The sequence below is a fragment of the Bacilli bacterium genome (genome assembly GCA_036381315.1).
Lineage (GTDB): Bacteria > Bacillota > Bacilli > Paenibacillales > KCTC-25726 > DASVDB01.
In genome coordinates, this window is the sequence record DASVDB010000074.1 from 24903 (window position 1) to 43436 (window position 18534).

Genomic DNA, 18534 nt, shown 5'->3' on the forward strand with positions numbered 1-18534 from the left:
TAACGGACGCCACCGCGGCTATTCGCCTTTAACCGGTAGTTGTTTGATTTTACAAAAAAATTTGACAAACCGTATTGTAAGCGATAACAATTTGTGATATTATTACTGCAAACGTTACCGGAAACGTTTGCAGTAAAATGTTTAGACGGAGGTGGCGGGGTGGCAAACATAAAAGATATCGCCAAATATGTAGGTATTTCGGTTTCGACCGTTTCGCGAGCGATGAATAATCACCCCGATGTGAGTGAAGAGACCAAATTACAAGTAATGGAGGCGATAAAACATTTTAATTATCGGCCCAATGCGGTAGCTAAAGGGTTGATTCAGAAAAAGACGTATACGATCGGATTGATGATTCCAGAAATATCCGACCCGTTTTTCTCCGACTTGGCCAATGCTGTTGAAGAAAAGTTATCGGAAAGCGGCTATCAGGTCGTATATGGAAACACAAACCGCAATCCCAACAAAGAAAAACTGTTTGTCACAAAAGCGATTGAAAGGCAATTTGACGGGTTGATCATTACCCCGGATTTTTTCGACGATGAATTTAAGAAAATCTTGTCTGAAATTGAAATGCCCGTCGTTTTGCTGCGCAGAAGATCGCCTGCCGGTTTGTCGTTTCCTTTTGTCGATGTCGATCACTACGAAGCGGCCACTGTGGCGGTTAACTACCTGATCGGTTTAGGCCATAAAGAAATCGGTTTTATCGGTATGCCTGAGACCTCGTTCACCGGAAATGAACGGTTGCGGGGATATACGGACACGATGCGGAAACATGGGATTTTTTCCGGGCCAAACAGTATCGTTCATGGCGGTCGTACGATTGAACAAGGGCGGGAAGCGATGGGCAGACTGTACGAGAAAAATCCGAATTTGACGGCAGTATTTGCGGCAAACGATCTGCTGGGCATCGGAGCGCTTGAGTGGCTGGCCATTCACAATATTCCGGTGCCGGACAAAATGTCCGTAATCGGTTTTGACAATTTGGAATACGCTGATCTGCATTGGGTGCAACTGACAACAATGGGGCAGCCGCGCGACGAAATGGGCAAAAGAGCGGCGCAGCTCCTCTTGCAAATGATTTCAAACAAAGATCAATCTCCGCAATCCGACTTGATCAAAGCTGATTTGATCGTTCGCAAGTCTTGCAAGCAAATTTAGATTCCAAAAGCATTTTGCTGGAAAACAATTTTGCATCAAAGAAGGGGAGATTCGAACATGTTTAGAGAGATCAGTAAGAAAACGGCTATCTTATTCGTGTCCATTATGCTCGTTAGTGCTGTTTTGTTGGCAGGTTGCGGCAAAAAAGCGGAACCGGAGAACTCCGCAACATCTGCTCCATCGGCAGCGGAAACAAATGCGCCTGATGACAGTTCCGCGAAAGACTCCGGCAAGCTGGTCGTGTACGCGGCATTGAACGAAGACGACATAGTCCAGATTCAAAAGCAGTTTAAAGCCGACACCGGAATTGATATCGAATACTTACGCTTAAGCGGTCCGGGAGAAGCAAGCACCCGCATCGTAGCTGAAAAGAACAGCCCGAAGGCGGATATTATGGTAGGGGGCTCTGTGGAGTTTTATGATGCGTTAGGGCAACAAGGGCTGCTGGAAAAATACTCTTCCCCCAATGCCCAGGGTCTTGACGCGACATTTATCGATCCGAACGGATACTGGCAAGGGTGGTATATGGGCGTACTAGGCATCGTGATCAACACGGACAGATTCAATAAAGAACTTGCACCGAAAGGCGTTCAGGAACCGAAGACATGGGACGATTTGCTTGATCCGCATTACAAAGGTTTGTTTATTACCTCGAATCCGGCAACGGCCGGCGGCGGCTATATATTTGTCGCTGACCAGTTATTCAGGCTGGGCGAGCAAAAAGGCTGGGAGTATTTGCAGAAACTGAATGAAAATGTCCATCATTATACGCCCGGCGCAGTGGATGGCATCAAGCTTACCGCAACCGGCGAATTTGTCGCAGCCATGTCATGGGCGCACGATATCGTGAAAACCGCCAAGCAAGGCTATCCGATTAAAGTGATCGTTCCGGATGACACCGCGTTTGAAGTAGGCGGCGCGGCAATTGTAAAAGGCGGCCCGAATACGGAGAATGCCAAGAAATTTATTGATTGGCTGTTGACTAAACCGGTTCAAGAAATGAATTCCAAAAGCTCAAATCGTTATTCTGTAAGAAAAGATGTTGCGCCGCCGGAAGGCATGATCAAACTTGAGGATGTCAAACTTGTTCAGTATGACCGTGCCAAGGCAGCGGAAATGAAAGCGGATGTAGTGAAAAAGTTTACGGAAATGATTGGCTCCAAATAATAAGCTCTGGCATGAATAAACGTAGAAATTAAACGTTCCGGGGAATGGCGCTAACCGCCATTTCCCCGGCAAATGCTTTGGCTTGCAATGAAAGGTGTGAGCGGCTTTGATCGCAGAACTGAAACGTTTGAGAAAAGATCCTGTATTGGCACTGGCGATTGCAGCCATTCTTGCAATAACGGCTATGTTCATTATCTGGCCAATCCTTAAAGTTGTAAGTTATCCGCATCTCGAAGACTTTCTAAGTTTATTTACAAATTCGCGCTGGTTCCATGCGGCTGTGAACAGTTTGCAAATGACGGTGATTTCCACAATAACTTGTACGGTATTGGCGTTTGTGTTCGCGTACGCGATCGCCAGGCTGGATGTCCCGCTAAAAGGACTGTTCAAATTTATTACGTTGTTGCCGATCGTCTCGCCGCCGTTTATTGTGGCGCTATCCTATATTTTGCTTTTCGGCCGGCAGGGGCTTGTCACGAAACAACTTTTTGGCCTGAACATTGATATTTACGGATGGCAGGGACTTTGGGTGGTGCAGACCATTACCTTCTTCCCGTACGCCTATGCGGTTATATACGGAGTGTTAAAAACGACTTCGGTCAATTTGGAATATGCCGCTTATAATTTGGGAGCGTCTCGCTGGCAAGTATTTAAGGATGTATTTTTTCCGCTTTGCCGACCGGGCATAGCGGGCGGAGCGCTCATCTCAGCTATGAGCATTTTGGCGGATTTCGGCAACCCGATCGTTATTGGCGGAAATTTTAACGTGCTTCCAACGGAAGCTTACATGCAAATGGTGGGATTTTTCGATTTGCCCGCCGCGGCAATGTTGTCGACTTACCTGTTGGTTCCGGCGCTTGGCATATTTATCATCAACAGACGTTGGGTAGGAAAACGCTCCTATATTACCGTAACCGGGAAAGAAACCTCTTTGCCGCCTTATCCGATTCACAGATTTGTTAAATGGAGCATTTTCGCATTCTGTATCTTTGTTTCCGCATTCGTGCTGGCCGTTTACGGAGTTTTGTTCTACGGCGCATTCGCCAAAACATGGGGATATGATTGGTCATTTACTTTAAAAAATCTGCATTATGTTTTTGCCAAAGGCACTGAAATCACCAACAGCATCAAATTCGCGCTGATTTCTTCGCTCGCGGCTGCGGTGTTCTCCTTGTTGCTCGCCTATATTGTGCAAAGAAAACAAGTCGGGATTAACCGATTCCTTGATTTTCTCGCGATTTTGCCGGGAGCGGTTCCCGGAATATTCCTGGGACTTGGTTTCGCCATGGCGTTTAACGAAAAACCGTTCATGTTAACAGGAACATCCGCGATCATGATTCTCGCCTTAATGTTTTGGAATTTGCCCACATGCTACAGTTCAAGCCTTGCGGGCTTGCAACAAATCGGGACTTCCTTGGAAGAGGCTTCTGTCAATTTGGGGGCGGGGAATTTCAAAACATTTAAATCCATCTTGCTGCCGCTATTAAGCGGACCGTTCATTTCCGGTCTTGTCGTATCATTTTTGCGGTCGGTCACTTGCTTGAGCGTCGTCATTTTTATCTATTCCGCCAGCACATCGGTGGGCACCATTTCGATTCTCAGCCTTGTGCAAAATGGCGAATGGGGCGGGGCGTCGGCGTTTACGGTCGTGCTCATTTCAATCGCGTTCGCAGTTTTGGCGGCGACGAAACTTTTCTTTAGAAATCAGGGAAAGTCATACGATTTGTAATATGGAGGAGCATATGAAAACTGGGGAGAACTTGATACGAATAGAAAATGTCACGAAGAGATTCGGCAATTTTACGGCGATCAATCATGTCTCGTTAGATATTCCAAAAGGCCAATTCACAACACTTCTCGGGCCGAGCGGATGCGGCAAGACGACGCTGATGAGACTGATAGCCGGCTTTCACGAACCGGATGAAGGCAATATTTATATTGATGGCAATAAAATAAACGGAATTCCGGCATATAAACGCAATACACCTCTAGTATTTCAGGATTATGCGCTTTTTCCGCACATGACCGTTTTTGAAAATATTTCGTATGGATTAAAGCTAATGAAAACCCCAAGCAAACAAATCAGCGAAAAAGTGCAAAGCATGCTGGAGATGTTTGGCTTGCAAGGTATGGAAAACAGGTATCCGAAGCAGTTAAGCGGCGGGCAGCAGCAAAGGGTCGCATTTGCGCGGGCGTTGATAATTGGCAAGTCCATTCTGTTGATGGACGAACCGCTCAGCAATCTCGATGCGAAAATGCGGGTGGAAGTGCGCAACGAGCTAAGGGCATTGCAACAGCGAACGGGGATAACGGCCATTTTCGTCACGCATGATCAGGATGAAGCGCTCTCCTTGTCGGATAAAATTGCCGTTTTCAATCGTGGAGAAATTCTTCAGGTTGGTTCCCCGTGGGAAGTTTATTTTAAACCTGGCAGCAAATTTGTCGCTGATTTTGTAGGCGTGGCAAATTTTTTGGAGGGTGAAGTAGCGGCTGTCGAAGAACAGGACATCTTCGTAAAATGCCAAGAGCTTTTAATCAAAGTGGGCAAAAGCGACTACTCCTTGCAAAAAGGCGATAAGGTGACGCTCGTCATTCGGCCGGAGTGCATTGCCATTTCCGCGGGCGCGGAGGGCATGAAGGAAGCCGATAATGTATTGAAAGGGGTTATTCAAAAGAGCAGTTTTTTGGGGCGAATGATTCGATATTGGGTGGAAGTCGACTCCATGCTATGGACTGTGGATGACGCCAATCCGAGCCGCACGGGGCATCTTGAAGGATTCGCGCAAATTGCTTTGGACAAAAGCAAGATTCATATATTGCCGAAGTTCGACAATTAAACCCGATCAGGGAGTGGGGAATAATGGCAACCCTTTATGCGTTGAACGTCGGGCGCGGCGACTCGTTTTTTGTGGAAATTCCAACCGAAAAAAAATCATACGTGATTTTGCTCGACGGCGGCAACGTTTTTTTTGATGAAAGCGTCACTCCGCTTGGATTTATGCGCAAAAAAGGCTGGTCGTGTGTCGACTTGCTGATTTTAACTCATATACATCCCGATCATCTTATCGGGCTTTTGGATGTGGCAAAACACGCAACCGTAAAAGAGGCGGTGCTTCCCTATCCGATCTTTTCGCTTCATTTGGGTGCGATGCATCGGCCAAAGGCGCTGCAAACCGCCGAAATGCTGCAAAAATACGAACAGTTGTGGAGCGATTTGCAAGAACAAAACACCCGCATTTTTGTTCGATCTCCGTTTGGCGCAAAATCGGTTTGGCGGTTCGGCGAATTGCTGCTGCGCCATTTGGATCCGGTGGATAAAAACCATTTGTCCGCTTACAAAATAGTGGAACGACTTTCCGCATCGACTGCGGAAGAGCAGGAACATTTATGTGAAATTTTCGATGCGCAATCGAACGGGGACAGCAGTGTGTGGCTGTTGGAACACCAGAATGGCGCACACCTGTTTTTATTTGGGGCTGACGCGCTCTTGCCGAACTGGGAACGAATCACAAAACGCGAACAACTGCATCCGCATGGTTTTAAAGTGCCGCATCATGGTGTGACAGATGCGTGGAACGAACATTTGCTGCAGCTGTTATCCCCGGATTGGCTTTTAATCACAAACGACGCTAACGAATACGAAATATATCACGAAAAATGGGAGCAACTTGCGAAATCTTCAGGCAGCCGGTTATTTGTAACCGGATCGCAGTCTGACACCCAGCATTATTTATCGCGGTTACCGCAGCTTCCGGAGAGGATTGAGATAAAATGATGCCGTTCAAACGACCATATCGCATGATCGTAACGGATATTGATGGAACACTGGTTGATACGCAGCAAATGATCAGTGCAGAGAACAAAACAAAAATTTACTCCTTTCAACAGCAGGGCGGCATTGTTACGTTGGCTACAGGGCGCATGGAAGATGCGACTCGCCGTTTTGTCCAGGATTTGAATATACGGCATCCCGTTATCCTTTATAATGGGGGGAAAATTGTTGATTTTACGACGGGGCAATGCCTATTTGAGGCAGTCCTTGCGGAAGATGTAATCCGCGCACTGATCCGATTGCTGGAAGCGAATCCGCATAATATGATTTTTTATTCGGAGAAAAAATTGTGGGTCAAAGAGATTACGCCGACATTGCAAGATTATATGAAAAAGGATCAAGTTCAGTGCAGCGTTTGGAAGACGCCGGAATTTTTGCTGCAAAGCAAAGTCAACAAAATATTAATCATTCGGGAAGACCGTAACTTTTCCGCCGTGCGGCAGGCTTTAGAGCAGTTAACGGGCCGCTCTTGCGAATTGGTTCAGTCGGAGCCGACCTATTTGGAAGTTTTGCCTCAGGGCGTCTCCAAAGGGCGCGCTTTGCAAATGCTGGTCGACCATTTGGGCATAGATATCCGGGAAGTGATTGCGATCGGCGATAATTTGAACGATCTGGACATGATTTTAAAGGCTGGTTTGGGTGTGGCGGTTTCCAACGCGCATCCGAAACTGAAAGAACATGCGCAATATATTGCTTCTTCGCACCTTGACCACGCGGTCGCCGATGTAATTGAAAAATATTGTTTGCCGATTAACCGGTAATTTTAAGACGTTCCTGTGGAGGAAATTTTATGATTGTTGGTTTGGGAGAATGGGGATTGCAATATCTGTCAATAGAAGAGCATTGCAAAATTACGAAAAGTTTCGGCATGCGATACTTGGAGTTGGGAATCGGCGGAGATTTTCCCGGTAGAATACAACGCGATGTTTCCCAGCAGGAAGTTGACGATCTGCTCACTTGTTTGCAAGATTATGGAATACGAGCGCCGTTCGTCGTATTGGAAAGTGATTTCACGTTGGAGGACCCGCAAGAAGTGCGGAAAATGATCGAGCGGGCCGCCAATGATATTCGATTGGCCGCCCGCCTTGGCGCCACGCATGTGCGATTGTTTGCCGGATTCGAGCTTGCCGCCAACATGACGGAGGACCGTTGGGCGCGCATGATTCAAGCGTTTTCCGAACTTCATGCGCTTTGCCAAAAGTACGATATTGTCATTTCGATTGAAACGCATGGGCGAATCACGAAGAAAAATAATGGGTTTATTCAGGAACATACCGTGACAACAGAGTGGAACTCGTTGCAACGGCTGTTGCGGGAACTTCCCCCGGAGGTCGGTTTTAATTTTGACCCGGGAAATTTGAAAACGGTAGCGGAGCGTTCGTTAAGCGATTATGCCAAACTGCTTGGGAACCGGATCAATTACTGCCATTTGAAAGACTGGAAGCGGACGGATGATTACTGGGTGGCTTGCGCGCCCGGCGACGACGACTTAAATTATGACGAATTGCTAGAATCAATGACATTTCAAGGCGTTTATCTCATTGAATACGAACAAGTAAACGATGTCGTCGATGGTATTGGCAGAAGCCTGAAATATTTGCGCTCAATACGGCCCGATTTGCGGTTTGAATAAGCGGAGGTTCAGCGTGTGCGCCAACCCTTGCCAAGGAAGTGAGAATGGATGGGCGATATATCGAGTATATGGCATATAACGCAGGGTGAAATGATATTAAGATTGGGCGTTTCCGCCATTCTGGGCGGATTGATCGGCTTTGAGCGGGAATGGAACAATCATGCCGCCGGCTTTCGTACACATATTCTCGTCTGTTTGGGCGCCACATTAATTATGCTGCTGTCGATATATGGGTTTTCCGCATTTGTGGCAGAAGCGAACGTCAGAATTGATCCGGCCCGTTTGGCAGCTCAAGTAATTAGCGGTATTGGTTTTCTTGGCGCCGGGGCGATTTTGCGGAACGGTTCCGTAATTAGCGGGCTCACGACAGCGGCATCTATCTGGGTGGTGGCTGCGATAGGCTTATGCGTGGGGGCGGGGTTTTTGTCCGCCGCCGTGATTTGCACGCTTATGGTTTTATTTAACTTATTGTTGTTGAACAAGTGGGAGAAACGTATACTAGGCCGCCGCCGAAATTTGGAAATTCGTATTGAAGCGTTTGACCGCGCCGGCGTGATTGGTAAAATTGCGGCGGCTTTTCACGAAAACGGCATACAGATCTTGAATATGAAGGTGGAGTCGACCGTCGGAATATTGGACGCAACAAGCCGGACGCCGACGGTGCGGTTTAGCGCCCGCACAAAAGCGCAGAATCTAGACCAGATCATTCCGGCAATCGGGAGATTGCGGGAGTTGCCCGATATTATTCGGATTGACTACACAGGCGACGTGAAAACCGATTTTCAGGAATCAATATCTGCACGATCGATGCACAGTTGAAAATGAATCAAAATGGCGGGACATGCGCTATCCGCAAACGCTTACACTTTTGCCCACATGTTCTATTGACTCATTGGACGAGTTGTGATATTTTAAAAATGTCGATAGAACAAGTTCAGTTTAAAATGGATGGAGACTTTGCAAGTCATCCATTTTTAAATCCGATCTCTTGTAACTACATAGATACATACCTACAAATCAATTCGGATATACGATATTGGAAATTTTTTATAGCGGGTTTTGTAACTACATAGTTTTATAGTGGTATACTTAAAAAAATATAAATCTCATTTGGGAGTGAACCACTATGAACACAATCAATAAATTAAGTCCAGTTCCTCTTTATCATCAAATAAAAAAGGAATTGGAAAAGAAAATAAAAGAAGGACAATTTAACGACAACCCAAACTTTTTGAGCGAGCAGGAAATTTGCGAGATGTATTCCGTCAGCCGGACAACGGTCAGGCAAGCGCTAAGAAAAATGATCGAAGAAGGATTGCTGTACAAAAACGATTTGCGCGGCAGGCTGCGTGTGGCTGCGCCGAAGGTCAATCAAAACTTGACGAGATTGTACGGCTTTTTTACGGAAGATGTGTTGAATTCAGGAATGAAACCGCATACGAAGCTGCTTTCGTTGGAGGAAGTGCATGATCCGCATATTTTATCATTGCTTGGGCTGCAGGAAAATGAAACGGCGTATCTGATTTCCCGACTGCATGAAGGAAGCGATGAACCGCTCGCGATTCAAAACTCCTATATCGCCGAGAAAGTTTTGCCCAATATCAAAGAATTAGATTTGACGAAATCAATATTTAAATATATTACCAAGTATTCCGCAGTCAGAGGCACGCAGATTATCAGTATGCGTTTCCCGACCAGCCGGGAGAGGACGCTCTTGCGTTTGAACAACAAAGTTAGCGTATTTCAAATAAACCGCACCAGTTATGCGGAAGACGGGACGGTGATTGAATACTTTGAGTGTGTCCTAAGCGGGGACCGCTATAATTTCACAATCGATTGGACCTCGTAATTCGCGTGTATACGTGAACGGTACCGCTTTCGCCCGGGGCCCGAGACGACAACACCGCAGAATAAACAACCAGTTCCGGGGAAGCGGCGCCGTTTATTTTTTGTCCCATTGTAAGCGCATTCCTTACAATTCTTCACAAACGAATACACAGTGTTTGTTATTACAGACACTTTGTATATAAAAAATTAAGCCAAGGGGTGTTCGAAGTGAAAATGTTCAGATTGGCAAGCATCATGTTGTTAACGCTTTCGTTGATTTTTGTCGCGGCGTGTTCCGGCGGCGGGGGGAGCAAAAACGATGCGACTCAGGAAACCAATCAGCCGGACAAAGCTGCGAACGAAACGACAAACAATTCGGGACAAGAACTGCTCTTTGTCGGCTGGAGCGGCGAGCAAGAACTTGCCGGACCTCCGATCAAAAGTTACATGAAAGCCTGGAGCGATGCGCATGCGCCGGATTCGATTACATGGATGGGGTGGCCGTGGGGGCAAACGCTTGAGCAATTGCTCCTCAGAGGGCAAGGCAATGAACAGATGGATGTGGCGCAAGTCGATATCGGCTGGCTGAAAACACTGAGCGACGCCGGCTTGTTGACGGACTTGTCTACGGTATTTGATCAAAAATGGCTGACGGATAATTACAGCGAAGCATATTTGAAAATGGGCCAGGTGGACGGCAAGCAGGTTGCGCTTCCATGGACCGTCGCCGCCACTTCGCTGGTGAAAAATCCAAGCATTCTGGAAGCATCCGGCGTTAAGCAAGATCCGACGACGATCGAAGAATTTGAAGCGGCTCTGAAGCAAATCAAGGCGGCGAATAAAGACATCGTCCCATACGCGTTTGACACCAAAGATGAAGAAATGAGCACGGACTTTCAGGTTTGGCTGAAAATGTTCGGCAGCGACGTATTTGACGATAATGGCAATATCATTATCAACAACGAGGGCGGCGTCAAGGCGGTTACCTGGTTGAAGAGCTTGCTGGATCAAGGTTTGGTCAAGATGGATATTGCCAAGTATGATGCCAGACAATTGTTTGTTCAGGGAAAAACGGCATATATCGACGACTCGATCATTATCAAGGGGAATGTAAGCAGCGCGGGCGTTTCCGCCGCCGATTTGCCTTCCAGGATAAGCCCGGTAAAAAGGCCGGTTGTAAAAGCGGGCGACCCGCAAGTATCCAAGCTGTGGGGACATATGCTGGTTATTCCGACTACGGCCGTTGCTCCAAAGAAATCAGCAAGCTTCATTCAGCACCTTGTAGGTCCCGAATCCTCATTGGATTACTTCACCAAAGTGGGACAATTGCCGGTTGTCAAGGAAGCGATCGCCAACGAGAAGGTGCAGAGCGATCCGATTTCCAAAACGTGGTTGGAGTTGACCGAATTCAGCACGCCGTCGGATACGGAAAGAACCAATGTGAAAAAAGTGCTTGATAAAATTATTACGGAGGAAGTCCAGGCGGCTATGCTGGGTGCGAAGTCGCCGCAAAAAGCAATGGATGATGCGGCTTCCCGTATAAAAGAGGCAATGAAATAAGGTTTGTCGCATGCACAGCGCCGCCTGCTGAAAAGGCTGTCGAATGTTTCGGCCCTCCTTTCCGGCGGGCGGGCGTTCTACTTCATACACAAAAGGGAGGAAGACAGGATGTCTTCTCATTTCGGCGATTCGGAATATCACGATTTGTCTGTGGAAATCCGCGACGACATCGCGATTGTGGCGATCAACCGCCCTAAGGTGTTGAATGCTTTATCAAGAAAGACAAAACGCGAGCTCAGGGATTTCTTTCAAAAAGCGAATGAGCGCGCGGATTTTAAAGCTGTGATCCTGACCGGCGGGGGAGAGCAATCGTTTTGCGCCGGAACGGATTTGAAGGATATGGGCACACACGAAACGGTCGAAGGGGTGGACATGCTGTGGCTTGAGCATCGCATGAATGAAGCCATTCGCTATTGCAACAAACCCGTAATTGCCGCAGTGAACGGCTATGCTCTCGGCAGCGGATGCCTGATGACGATTTTGTGCGATTATTCGGTTGTCGCCGACTCTGCCATCCTCGGCTTTCCCGAAATTAAGGCCGGCTTGCCTTCTTGCATCGAAATCGCCCTTCTCCCCCGGTTGGTTGGCCTGGCCAAGGCCCGGGAGATGACCTATTTCGGGGAGCCAATCAGTGCCAAAGAGGCGCTGGATATAGGTCTGATCAACAAAATCGTGCCGAAAGAAGCTGTCATGCAGGCCGCCGTGCAGATTGCCCGCAAATTTATCGCAATCAGCCCTGCGGCAAGACGCAGCCAGAAAGAATTAATCAACAAATGGATCGAAACGGATTTTAAAGCGGCCGTAGAATACAGCATACCGTTGGGCGGCGTCTGTTTCGCGACCGGCGAGCCGAAAATTGAAATTCAAAAATTTTTGGATAAAAAGCGCAAGTAATAACAGGCAGGCGCATTACATCAGCAAAAATTGGGAGAGACGACCATGATCCAAAAAATTTCCGCAGAAGAAGCAGCTATGAAAGTAAAGTCGGGCCAAACCGTGATCGTTTCCGGGAATGGGGAAATGCTGCTGCCGGACGATTTGTTGGCCGCCCTCGAGAAGCGTTTTTTGGAAACGGGCGAGCCGCGCGATTTAACTTTGATATACAACGTGATTCCGGGTGCGCAGCGAAGCGGCACCGGAATTGACCGGTTCGCCCACCCGGGGATGGTAAAGCGTATTTATGCCGGGGCTTATTTTACGCTCAGAGTGGATAAATTGAATGAACTCATCAAAAACAATCAGGTGGAAGCTTATCTGATTCCGTACGGGGCGCTCTATAATATGGTGCGGGCCGGCTCGGCAGGTCATCCGGGTATTCTTACTTCCGTGGGACTGGGGACGTTCGTCGATCCGCGCAACGGGAAATATCGCTTGACGGCGCGGACGACGGAAGACATCGTGCGCGTGATGACGATTGACGGCAAAGAATATTTGTACTGGAAAGCCTTGTCCGCGGATGTTGCCTTGATTCGCGCGACGACGTCTGATGAAGAGGGAAACCTGTCGATCGAACAGGAACCGAATTCAATCGGCTTGCTCCATCAGGCCATGTTGGCGAAAAACAACGGCGGCATTGTCATCGCACAGGTGAAACAAATTTCCAAACCATTTTCGGTCCATCCGAAACTGATTACCGTGCCGGGCATCTTTGTCGACTACGCCGTTGTTGCGCCAAATCAAATGGACGCCATGCCGTATAATCCCGCCTGGACGGGCGACATTCAAGTACCGGTTGATGAATTGCAACCGATTCCGCTCGATTACCGGAAAGTCATCGCCCGGCGCGCGGCAATGGAACTGCGGCCCGGGGATTTGGTGAATTTCGGATTTGGCTTGCCTTCGGATGTGCCGGCGATTGCCGGTGAAGAAGGGATTTCCGAGAAATTGATCTTCAACGTGGAGCATGGGCCGATTGGCGGCATCCCCAACAACAAGGAAGCTTTTGGCGCCGGAGTGAATATGACGGCGATCATGGATGGGCCCGATATTTCCGATCTTTTTGACGGGGGACGTCTGGACATGACTTGCCTCGGAATGGCGGAAGTCGATCCGAACGGGAGTGTGAATGTGAGTTGCGTGAATGGCAGGTTCAACCTGGGCGGCTTTATGGATATTGTGCATGCGACCAAGCGCATCGTTTTTTGCGGCACGTTCACGGCGAAGGGGCTCAAAGCGGAAGTGAAGGATGGCCGGCTGCATATTTTGCAAGAAGGAAAATTTGTCAAATTCATTCCATCGTTCGATTATGTGTCCTTTAACGGAAAAGCCGCGTTTGCAAAAGGCCAGCAGGTAACATATGTAACTGAACGGGCCGTATTTTCGCTGACGGAAAAAGGCTTGACGCTGATTGAAATCGCCCCGGGAATCGATCTGGAGAAAGATGTCCTTTCGCTCATGGCCTTCCGCCCTCATATTTCAGAGTCGTTAAAAGAAATGGATGCAAGAATCTTCAAACCGGAGAAGATGGGGCTTGCTCACGATTTTGCCAAATAAGGGAGGGGGTTGTATATGAATAAGGATAGCAGGATCAACCGCAGGCTGTCCGACAGTCAGTTCGGGGTCATATTAATCTTGCCGGCCCTGGCCGTGTTTCTTTCCGTCATCCTGTATCCGTTTTTAAAATCGATAACGCTTAGTTTTACCAATCTGAGTTTGCTAAGCCCTAAAACCTCATATGTCGGTTTTGCCAATTTTATGGAATTGTTTCATAACCCTTATTTATATGAGTATATCAAAAATACGATCGTCTTTGTCGCCGGGACGACGTTGATTCCTTTCGTGCTCGGATTTATTTGGGCCATTGTGTTGAATCACGGTTTTAAAGGTTCGGAATTTTTGAAAGGGATTACTTTGGTCAACTGGATTATCCCCAGCACCGCCATCGGTTTTTTGTGGATCTGGATTTTTCAGGGGAATTACGGTTTTGTCAATTACATTTTAAAAATGTTGGGCGTAATCAAGAATGATATTTCATGGCTGGGTAGGGTCGATACCGCGATGATTGCGGTTATCATTGCGAAATCGTGGCAAACATTGCCCTGGTTTATGGCTTATCTGATTGGCGGATTAAACATGGTGCCGAAGGAGCAAATTGAAGCGGCCCGCATCGATGGCGCCAACAACCTGATGGTTTTTCGGCATGTCATTTGGAGCAATATGAGAATGATCATCAGTTTCCTGCTTATTCTCGGCGCAATCGGCAACCTGCAGCACTTTGACATTTTATGGGTCATGACGCAAGGCGGACCGATCCGATCGACGACGACTTTATCGGTTGCCGTTTATCGCACCGCTTTTCAGGAATGGAATATCGGGATGGCGGCAACGATCGGCGTTATTTGGGTCGTAATGATTTCGTTATTCGCCGTTTTCTATTTGCGGCATATTTTGCGGGAAGATTTGAAATAAAGTTTGTGAAACGAGGCGAGGTGAGGGGCATATGTTTGAAAAATCAAAATCTTATCGGATCTTTTTTTGGATCTCGTTTATCCTGATCGGCCTGTTTGTGCTTTTCCCGCTGTACTGGATGATCAATACGGCATTAAAACCGATTACGGAGGTATTGACGCCTGATATATGGCCCAAGCATCCAACATTGGTCAACTTCATGGAAGTTTTTCAGAACAAGGAAATTTTGCTGTACTTTAAAAACAGTTTTATCGTATCGATCGTAACCAGCATTCTCTCCACTTTCGTGGCGGCCTATGCGGCGTACAGCTTTTCCAAGTATCGTTACAAAGGCAGAATTTCTTTTATGTTATTGATTCTTGTTTCCAAAATGTTCCCTTACGCCGTTCTTCTGCTCAGCATTTATGTGATGATGCAAACGCTCGGCATGCAGGACAGCTACGCGGCTTTGGTCGTCTCGTACATCACTTTTGCGCTGCCGGTTGCGGTGTGGACGCTGAAAACTTATTTCGACGAAATCCCGGATGCGCTTGTCGAAGCTGCGAAAATCGACGGGGCGTCAAACTTCGGAATCATTCATAAAATCATTTTTCCGCTCGCGATTCCCGGTTTGATTTCGACAGCCATCTACAGTTTCGTGTGGAGCTGGAACGATATTCTGTATTCTTTAACTTTGATCACTTCCGCGGAAAAAAGGACGCTCGCCTCCGGTTTGATCATGACCTACATCGGGGAAGGAAACGATAACTGGGCCGGAATGATGGCCGCTTCCGTTGTGGTTTCCATTCCGGTGGCGATTATTTTCATTGCCGTGCAAAGGTTCTTTGTCCAGGGCCTGACGGCCGGGGCGGTAAAAGGATGAAACTTTATGCCGCGGAGCTTGCCGTAATGAAATGAACTTAAGCAATGGAGTTGAATGACAGATGTCGCAGGATGCGCTGGTTTTATTGAAAAAGTTTGCGGATGGAGTTGCCCACCTGATTTTTAATCATCCGCCGCTCAATCTGATGTCGGCCGATTTCAACCGGCAATTGGACCGCGTGCTCGATGAAATCGCCATTGATGCCGGAATTCGGGCCGTTGTGGTTACGGGCGCGGGAGAGAAAGCGTTTTGCGCCGGCTCGGACATTAAGGAATTTCCCGGGCTTGTGCGGGAAGGAACGCATATTACCAAAAAACTGGATCCGGAAAACCAATTGCTGGACAAATTGAGCTTTTTGCCGCAACCGACCATTGCCGCCTTGAACGGCGTAACGCTCGGCGGAGGCGGGGAAGTTGCCTTATGTTGCGACTTGCGAATCATGGGCGAAAGCGGTCGCATCGGATTTCCGGAAATAAAATTGGGATTGTTCCCGGGTAGCGGCGGCTTGGTGCGTCTGCCCAGGCTTGTCGGAGACAGCAGGGCAAAAGAACTGATGTTCTTCGGGGAACTGATCACTGCGCACAAAGCTTTGGCGATCGGATTGGTGAACGAAGTGGTACCGGATGGGAAAATTGTGGAACGCGCCCATGAGCGTGCCGCGCAATTGGCAAACTTGTCCGCGCAGGCCATTCAGGCGATCAAATTGGGCGTGAACCAGGTGCGCGACATGCCGCACCAGCAAGGAATACGGTTCTCGCTCGAACTAAGCCGCCGGATATTCCTGACGGACAATGCCAAAGAAGGCATTCAGGCGTTTTTTGAAAAACGGAAGCCGACATTTAATGCGTAGTGAAGGCTTTGCAGAGGGAAGGAAGGTTGGAAGTGCCCGATGAATCATGATATTCAATCCGCGGAACAGCTTTTTACGGACGTATTGGTGATTGGCAGCGGAGGAGCGGCGCTTAGGGCAGCTCTTGAAGCGCATAAAGCGGGAGCCGAAGTGTTAATTGTCGTGAAAGGCCAGCATCAAAAAAGCGGAGCGACTTATTATAGCGTCGCGGAGATCGGCGCATTCAACGTTCCGGATGGCGCGGCCGATCCGAATGATCAACCGGAGCATTACTATAACGATATTCAAAATGCCGCATTGGGCATGTCCGACCCGCGATTAAGCCGGATACTGGCTTCCGAGGCGCAAGCCGCGATGCGTGATCTGGAAAATTACGGTGTTGTGTTTGAAAAAGAAGATGATCATTACCTGGCGTTTCAAGCCTGTTTTTCTTCAAAGCCCAGAACGCATGTGATCAAAAACCATTTTAAACCCATTGTGCATGCGCTTGGTTCCCAGGTGACCAAAGAAAATATCCGTTATATCGAAAGATGCATGATAACAGATTTGATCGTGCGGGACGGCCAATGTTTTGGCGCCTTTGCAATCGATCAAAACGGCAAATTCCTCGTCATTCGGGCGAAAGCGACAATACTGGCCACGGGCGGCGCCAGCCAGTTGTTCGCAAAAAACCTGTATCCGCCCGACATAACCGGCGATGGGTATGCCATGGCTTACCGGGCAGGCGCCCAACTGGTCAATATGGAGTTCATGCAGGCGGGCATCAGCCTGTTAAATCCCGTTAATTTATTCAATTCCTATATGTGGGAGGCTTTCCCGCGGGTTACAGACAGGGATGGGCTTCCGTTTATTGCCAATTATTTGCCCGACGGTGTGACAGAAGAGGAAGTGATGAAAACCAAAGCAAGACATTTTCCGTTCAGCACGAGAGATCATTCCAGGTACCTGGAAATATCGATTCAAAGCGAAATCAACAAGGGCCATGGGACGGCAAACGGCGGGGTATATCTGGATTATCTGCAAACCGATTTTGCCAAAATTCTTCAGGATAAAAAGTCGGATATCGGCAAAATGTGGAGCTTGGCTTATGACTGGTATTTGCGCCGGAATGTCGATTTGTATAAGGACCGGTTGGAGATTACTTGTTCCGCCCATGCCATCAACGGCGGGGTGCGAATCAATGAAGACGCCCATTCCAGCGTGATCGGGCTTTTTGCCGCCGGGGAAGTGGCCGGCGGGCCGCACGGCGCGGATCGGCTGGGCGGGAATATGGCGGTGACGTGCCAGGTGTTTGGCAGCAGGGCCGGGAAGGCTGCAGCCAGGTTCTCCCGGGAAATCGGCGGGCATCGTGAAATGAAGCCTGCATTAAACGCGCATCAGGAATTTATTTACCGCATACGGCATCAGCGCGGCGTGTTAAAAATCGGCGATCTGAAAAAGCGGCTGCAGGAAAGCGCCAACCGGAATTTGCTGATCATTCGCAGCGAAGAGTCGTTGCGGCAATTGAACGAGCTGATTTATGAACTGGAAGACAGTTTGTTATCGCAAAACTGTTCTGTCGAGTCAGCCAAAGACCTTGTCCGCGCGATTGAATTGAAAAATTTGCTGGATGCCGGCCGGATGATTTCAAACGCCGCTTTAGCGAGGAAGGAAAGCAGAGGGGGACATTATCGCACTGACTTTCCGACGCTGGATCCGAATTTAAGTCAAAACATCATTATAGACGCGAACAGGCCGGAAGGTTGTTTTTTCGCGAAATTGGCCGAGTTGTAAAGAACGGGGGATGAGGAATGAGTGTGCTTCCGGAAACAATGCGGGCTTTAGTTTACGAAGCCCCTCGCCAAATGACAATGAGAGAGGTAAAGGTGCCGAAACCGGAAACGGGCGAGCTCTTGATTCGCGTTTCCGTGGCGGGCATTTGCGGCTCGGATTTGGGAGGATACCTGGGGCATAATTCGCTGCGCAAGCCGCCGCTGATCATGGGACATGAGTTTTCCGGAACGGTCGCCGCCATCGGAGTTGGAGCGGCGGAAAAAGCGGGAAAACCGTTTCGGATTGGCGATCGGGTAACCGTGAATCCCCTTGTAAGCTGCGGGCAATGCGATCGCTGCAAAGAAAGCAGGGAGCACTTATGCCCCGACCGCAAACTTCTCGGCGCGGGGCTGCCGGGCGCTTTTGCCGAATTTGTCAAAGTGCCTGCGGAAAATGTGCATCATTTGCCCGATTCCGTAAGT

17 protein-coding genes are annotated in these 18534 nt (G+C 48.4%); all 17 read left to right on the forward strand.

Going from position 1 to position 18534, the window contains the following annotated elements; all coding sequences use genetic code 11:
* The first annotated feature begins 159 nt into the window (after nt 1-159).
* Nucleotides 160-1161, forward strand: coding sequence for a LacI family DNA-binding transcriptional regulator (locus VF260_05795; GenBank protein HEX7056695.1), 1002 nt, complete (start codon nt 160-162; stop codon nt 1159-1161).
* A gap of 57 nt (nt 1162-1218) precedes the next feature.
* The gene (locus tag VF260_05800; protein HEX7056696.1) at nt 1219-2328 is read left to right on the forward strand and encodes an ABC transporter substrate-binding protein; all 1110 of its coding nucleotides are present in this window, start codon (nt 1219-1221) and stop codon (nt 2326-2328) included.
* Nucleotides 2329-2608: 280 nt separating this feature from the next.
* Nucleotides 2609-4057: an iron ABC transporter permease gene (locus tag VF260_05805; protein HEX7056697.1), complete on the forward strand. Its 1449-nt coding sequence runs from the start codon at nt 2609-2611 to the stop codon at nt 4055-4057.
* Nucleotides 4058-4070: 13 nt separating this feature from the next.
* Nucleotides 4071-5165 (forward strand): ABC transporter ATP-binding protein, encoded by a 1095-nt coding sequence (locus VF260_05810; protein HEX7056698.1) that lies wholly within the window; start codon nt 4071-4073, stop codon nt 5163-5165.
* A 23-nt stretch (nt 5166-5188) separates the two neighbouring features.
* Entirely contained in the window at nt 5189-6103 is a 915-nt protein-coding gene (locus VF260_05815) for an MBL fold metallo-hydrolase (protein ID HEX7056699.1), read from the forward strand.
* Nucleotides 6100-6921, forward strand: a complete 822-nt coding sequence (locus VF260_05820; protein ID HEX7056700.1) for a Cof-type HAD-IIB family hydrolase — start codon at nt 6100-6102, stop codon at nt 6919-6921. The genes VF260_05815 and VF260_05820 overlap by 4 nt, the downstream gene beginning before the upstream one ends.
* A gap of 29 nt (nt 6922-6950) precedes the next feature.
* Entirely contained in the window at nt 6951-7793 is an 843-nt protein-coding gene (locus tag VF260_05825) for a sugar phosphate isomerase/epimerase family protein (protein HEX7056701.1), read from the forward strand.
* Between the two features lie 90 nt (nt 7794-7883).
* Nucleotides 7884-8612 carry an MgtC/SapB family protein gene (locus VF260_05830; GenBank protein HEX7056702.1) on the forward strand — a complete coding sequence of 243 codons (729 nt, stop codon included), beginning with the start codon at nt 7884-7886 and terminating at the stop codon, nt 8610-8612.
* A gap of 307 nt (nt 8613-8919) precedes the next feature.
* Nucleotides 8920-9642 carry a GntR family transcriptional regulator gene (locus VF260_05835; protein HEX7056703.1) on the forward strand — a complete coding sequence of 241 codons (723 nt, stop codon included), beginning with the start codon at nt 8920-8922 and terminating at the stop codon, nt 9640-9642.
* Between the two features lie 212 nt (nt 9643-9854).
* Nucleotides 9855-11180 carry an extracellular solute-binding protein gene (locus tag VF260_05840; protein HEX7056704.1) on the forward strand — a complete coding sequence of 442 codons (1326 nt, stop codon included), beginning with the start codon at nt 9855-9857 and terminating at the stop codon, nt 11178-11180.
* Nucleotides 11181-11288: 108 nt separating this feature from the next.
* Nucleotides 11289-12074: an enoyl-CoA hydratase/isomerase family protein gene (locus VF260_05845; GenBank protein ID HEX7056705.1), complete on the forward strand. Its 786-nt coding sequence runs from the start codon at nt 11289-11291 to the stop codon at nt 12072-12074.
* 45 nt (nt 12075-12119) lie between these two features.
* Nucleotides 12120-13673 carry a CoA-transferase gene (locus VF260_05850; GenBank protein ID HEX7056706.1) on the forward strand — a complete coding sequence of 518 codons (1554 nt, stop codon included), beginning with the start codon at nt 12120-12122 and terminating at the stop codon, nt 13671-13673.
* A 15-nt stretch (nt 13674-13688) separates the two neighbouring features.
* A complete protein-coding gene (locus VF260_05855; GenBank protein HEX7056707.1) occupies nt 13689-14588 on the forward strand; it encodes a sugar ABC transporter permease in 900 nt (299 codons plus the stop codon).
* 31 nt (nt 14589-14619) lie between these two features.
* Nucleotides 14620-15450: a carbohydrate ABC transporter permease gene (locus tag VF260_05860; GenBank protein ID HEX7056708.1), complete on the forward strand. Its 831-nt coding sequence runs from the start codon at nt 14620-14622 to the stop codon at nt 15448-15450.
* A gap of 61 nt (nt 15451-15511) precedes the next feature.
* The gene (locus VF260_05865) at nt 15512-16300 is read left to right on the forward strand and encodes an enoyl-CoA hydratase-related protein (protein ID HEX7056709.1); all 789 of its coding nucleotides are present in this window, start codon (nt 15512-15514) and stop codon (nt 16298-16300) included.
* A 39-nt stretch (nt 16301-16339) separates the two neighbouring features.
* Nucleotides 16340-18073, forward strand: coding sequence for an FAD-binding protein (locus VF260_05870; GenBank protein HEX7056710.1), 1734 nt, complete (start codon nt 16340-16342; stop codon nt 18071-18073).
* Between the two features lie 92 nt (nt 18074-18165).
* Nucleotides 18166-18534, forward strand: a 369-nt coding sequence (locus VF260_05875) for an alcohol dehydrogenase catalytic domain-containing protein (protein ID HEX7056711.1), incomplete at its 3' end; no start/stop codon positions are given.

What these genes read in the sequence shown, in the direction of transcription:
- VF260_05855 (HEX7056707.1), top strand. Translation starts at nt 13,689, where the DNA reads ATGAATAAGGATAGCAGGATCAACCGCAGGCTGTCCGACAGTCAGTTC.
- VF260_05820 (HEX7056700.1), top strand. Translation starts at nt 6,100, where the DNA reads ATGATGCCGTTCAAACGACCATATCGCATGATCGTAACGGATATTGAT.
- VF260_05815 (HEX7056699.1), top strand. Translation starts at nt 5,189, where the DNA reads ATGGCAACCCTTTATGCGTTGAACGTCGGGCGCGGCGACTCGTTTTTT.
- VF260_05825 (HEX7056701.1), top strand. Translation starts at nt 6,951, where the DNA reads ATGATTGTTGGTTTGGGAGAATGGGGATTGCAATATCTGTCAATAGAA.
- VF260_05850 (HEX7056706.1), top strand. Translation starts at nt 12,120, where the DNA reads ATGATCCAAAAAATTTCCGCAGAAGAAGCAGCTATGAAAGTAAAGTCG.
- VF260_05840 (HEX7056704.1), top strand. Translation starts at nt 9,855, where the DNA reads ATGTTCAGATTGGCAAGCATCATGTTGTTAACGCTTTCGTTGATTTTT.
- VF260_05845 (HEX7056705.1), top strand. Translation starts at nt 11,289, where the DNA reads ATGTCTTCTCATTTCGGCGATTCGGAATATCACGATTTGTCTGTGGAA.
- VF260_05835 (HEX7056703.1), top strand. Translation starts at nt 8,920, where the DNA reads ATGAACACAATCAATAAATTAAGTCCAGTTCCTCTTTATCATCAAATA.
- VF260_05830 (HEX7056702.1), top strand. Translation starts at nt 7,884, where the DNA reads ATGATATTAAGATTGGGCGTTTCCGCCATTCTGGGCGGATTGATCGGC.
- VF260_05810 (HEX7056698.1), top strand. Translation starts at nt 4,071, where the DNA reads ATGAAAACTGGGGAGAACTTGATACGAATAGAAAATGTCACGAAGAGA.
- VF260_05865 (HEX7056709.1), top strand. Translation starts at nt 15,512, where the DNA reads ATGTCGCAGGATGCGCTGGTTTTATTGAAAAAGTTTGCGGATGGAGTT.
- VF260_05800 (HEX7056696.1), top strand. Translation starts at nt 1,219, where the DNA reads ATGTTTAGAGAGATCAGTAAGAAAACGGCTATCTTATTCGTGTCCATT.
- VF260_05860 (HEX7056708.1), top strand. Translation starts at nt 14,620, where the DNA reads ATGTTTGAAAAATCAAAATCTTATCGGATCTTTTTTTGGATCTCGTTT.
- VF260_05870 (HEX7056710.1), top strand. Translation starts at nt 16,340, where the DNA reads ATGAATCATGATATTCAATCCGCGGAACAGCTTTTTACGGACGTATTG.